Raw genomic sequence first — 2894 nt, 5'->3', positions numbered from 1 at the left:
GCGACCTGCAGCATGGCGCGCAGCGCCACGAGCGTCTTTCCGAACCGACCTCTCCCTGAACAAGACGGGTCATCGGCCACGGACCTTCCAGATCGGCGGCGATCTGCGCACCGACGGCCTCCTGGTCGGGGGTCCGGGTGAACGGCAGGCGCGAATCGAAGTCGTCCAACAGTGCGCCGGCCGGACGCGAGGTCGCGGCCATCGCCCGCACGGTCTGCCGCTGCTGGAGCAGCGCGGTCTGCAGGATGAACGCCTCGTGCATGCGCAGCGTACGCCGCGCGTCGTCGATCTGCTCGAAGCTCTCGGGCGCGTGGATCCGCCGCAGAGCCGTGGTCGCATCGAGCAGACCCTCATCAGCGCGTAGGGAGTCGGGCAGCGGGTCGGAGACCGGCGCCAACGCAGCCAGCACCGTGGCGACGGCCTTCTGCACCTGCCATGTCGCCACCGTGCTGGTCGCCGGGTAGATGGGAATCGGGGTGTGCTGCTGCGCCTGGGCGTTCAACCTCGCCGCGTCGGCATCGTCGAAGAGCGTGTAATCGGGATGAGCCAGCTGCTGGTGCCCCTGGAACTGGCCGACCTTCCCCGAGAACATCCCCTGACGGCCCACCTGGAGATCGTTGGCGCGCCACGCCTGGTTGAAGAACGTGAGCGTCAGTGCTCCCGCGCCGTCGCTGATCACGACCTCGAGAAGAGAACCGCGCCGTTGACGCATCTGTCGCGACGACACCGAGCGCACTTCGGCGACGATCGTGACCTGCTCGCCCAGCGGCAGCGAGTCGATCGGCGTGAGCTCGCCGCGTCGGGCGTATCGCCGCGGGTAGTGCGTCAGGAGATCGGCCACCGTGCTCATGCCGAACGCCCGATCGAACAGCTTCGCGGTCGCCGCTCCCAGCGCATCGACAAGACCGGTGTCGAGCGTGATCGCGGGCATGCTCCGAGTCTATTGAGGCCCACCGACGCCGTAGCCGTCCCCGGGCGATCGGACATGCACGGATCGTCCAGGAGACACCCGTAGAGTCGGCTCGTGATCCGCCGCACCGTTGCCCGCGTGTTCTGGTCGTGCAGCCGGTGGCGGCTGGCGACGACCCCCGCTCCGGAGCGCCCCACCGTACTCATCGGCGCGCCGCACACGTCCAACTGGGACTTCGTGTTCATGCTCGCCATCTCGTGGCGTCTGGGGATGCGCATCCACTGGCTCGGCAAGGACACGCTCTTCCGCGGCTGGCGACGACCCGTCATGAACGCTCTCGGCGGCATCCCCGTCGACCGTGCCGACGCAGGCCGCGTGGTCGAGGACATCGTCGCCCGCATTCGCGCCGGGGAGGTCTTCGGCCTCGTGGTCACTCCCGACGGCACCCGCGGCGGCAACGCGTTCTGGAAGAACGGCTTCTACCGCGTCGCCCGCGAGACCGGCATGCCGCTGACGCTCGGCTACGTCGACCGTACGACGATGACGACCGGGCTCGGGCCGACCCTCGCTCTCACGGGCGACGTGGCCCGCGACATGGACGCCATCCGTGCCTTCTACGCCGACAAGGCGGGCTTTCGGCCAGAGCGCCGCACCGAGCCCCGGCTCCGCGACGAGACGGGCGCGGCGGGTCCGTCAGACCACGGTTAGGGTGAACACGTGACGCGCATCATCTCCGGAGCCGCCGGTTCGCTCACGCTCGGTGTCCCGGATGCCGGGACGCGCCCGACCAGCGACCGCGTGCGTGAATCGCTCTTCGGCGCTCTCGACGCGGCCGACATCGTCGACGGAGCCGCCGTGCTGGATCTTTTCGCCGGTTCGGGCGCCCTCGGGCTCGAGGCAGCCAGCCGGGGCGCGGCATCCGTCGATCTCGTCGAGAAGGCGCCGCGCGCCGCGGCCGTCGCCGACCGCAACGCTCGCACCGTCGCGAAGGTGCTCCCGGGCACGCCGATCCGGGTGCACCGCAGCTCCGTCGAGGCGTACCTGCGGGCCGCCGCTCGCACGTTCGATCTCGTCTTCATCGATCCGCCGTACGACCTCGCCGACACCGAACTCGCTCGCGTGCTGGAACTGCTCGCGCCGCGACTGGCGCCCGACGCGCTCGTGGTCGTCGAGCGCGCGACCCGCTCCGGCGCCCCCACGCTGCCCGACGCGCTGCAGTACGAGCGCGACAAGAGCTACGGCGACACGACGCTGTGGTGGGTACGCCCGCAGTCCTGAGACGACGGCGATCGACCGCGCCGTCGCCGCGGTGCGCGGCGCCTCGGCCGCATCAGCCGCGGGCCGCGTCCCAGTCCCGGTGCGGATCCCACCCGCCGACGCCCGCTGACGACGCACCTCCGACGGTGACGTGTGGCGTCGCGTCGGCGATCACGGTGCCGACACGCCGGAAACCCTCCGGCAGGGCGGCTCCGGACGGGAACGTGGCGAGCAGCTCGTGATCCTCCCCGCCGCGAAGCGCCATCTCGTCGAGCTCCGGGCTCAGATCGATCCGCACGCCCGACGCTTCCGCCATACGCGTCGCATCCAGCAGAAGTCCGTCGGACACGTCCATCATCGCGGTCGCGCCCGACCGCGCGGCCAGAGGACCGAGCGCGAGCGGCGGGCGCGGACGCAGCTGGGCAGCGAGATCGGCGCGCTCACGGTCGGTGAGGACCGACGGATCGACGGCGAGGGGGCGGCCCTCGGCATCGCGGAAGCGATCGAACAGCAGGGCCAGACCGCGCCCGGCCGCCCCCAGGTGCCCCGTCACCGCGACGACGTCACCGGGCCGCGCCCCGCACCGCCGCACCGGCTCGACGCCATCCAGCGCTCCGAGCACCGTGACCGCGATCGTCAGCGTGTCGGATGCCGCGAGATCCCCACCCTCCACCGCGCATCCCGGCGCGAGTGGACTCTAGAGGATCCCCGGGTCCGAGCTCGAATC

The 2894-nt window shown here is 71.3% G+C and carries 3 protein-coding genes and 1 pseudogene; 2 read left to right on the top strand and 2 right to left on the bottom strand.

Translation table 11 applies throughout. The features are described from left to right. A pseudogene (locus tag I5I_RS03690) lies at positions 1-931 on the bottom strand (OB-fold nucleic acid binding domain-containing protein); the annotation flags it as partial. Between the two features lie 93 nt (positions 932-1024). Between I5I_RS03690 and I5I_RS03685 the strand changes: the two are divergent. Both I5I_RS03685 and rsmD read left to right on the top strand, forming a co-directional pair. Continuing rightward, entirely contained in the window at positions 1025-1618 is a 594-nt protein-coding gene (locus I5I_RS03685) for a 1-acyl-sn-glycerol-3-phosphate acyltransferase (protein WP_036316575.1), read from the top strand. A 9-nt stretch (positions 1619-1627) separates the two neighbouring features. Further along, positions 1628-2188, top strand: coding sequence for a 16S rRNA (guanine(966)-N(2))-methyltransferase RsmD (gene rsmD / locus I5I_RS03680; protein WP_083867922.1), 561 nt, complete (start codon positions 1628-1630; stop codon positions 2186-2188). Between the two features lie 52 nt (positions 2189-2240). On the opposite strand, the gene I5I_RS03675 is transcribed toward rsmD, so the two are convergent. Then, a complete protein-coding gene (locus I5I_RS03675) occupies positions 2241-2840 on the bottom strand; it encodes a thiamine-phosphate kinase (protein ID WP_083867921.1) in 600 nt (199 codons plus the stop codon). Positions 2841-2894: the final 54 nt, after the last annotated feature.

The sequence above is a fragment of the Microbacterium sp. B24 genome (assembly GCF_000333415.1).
Taxonomy (GTDB): domain Bacteria; phylum Actinomycetota; class Actinomycetes; order Actinomycetales; family Microbacteriaceae; genus Microbacterium.
Note: the sequence above shows the minus strand (reverse complement) of the source record. Positions and strands in the feature narration are given on the sequence as shown.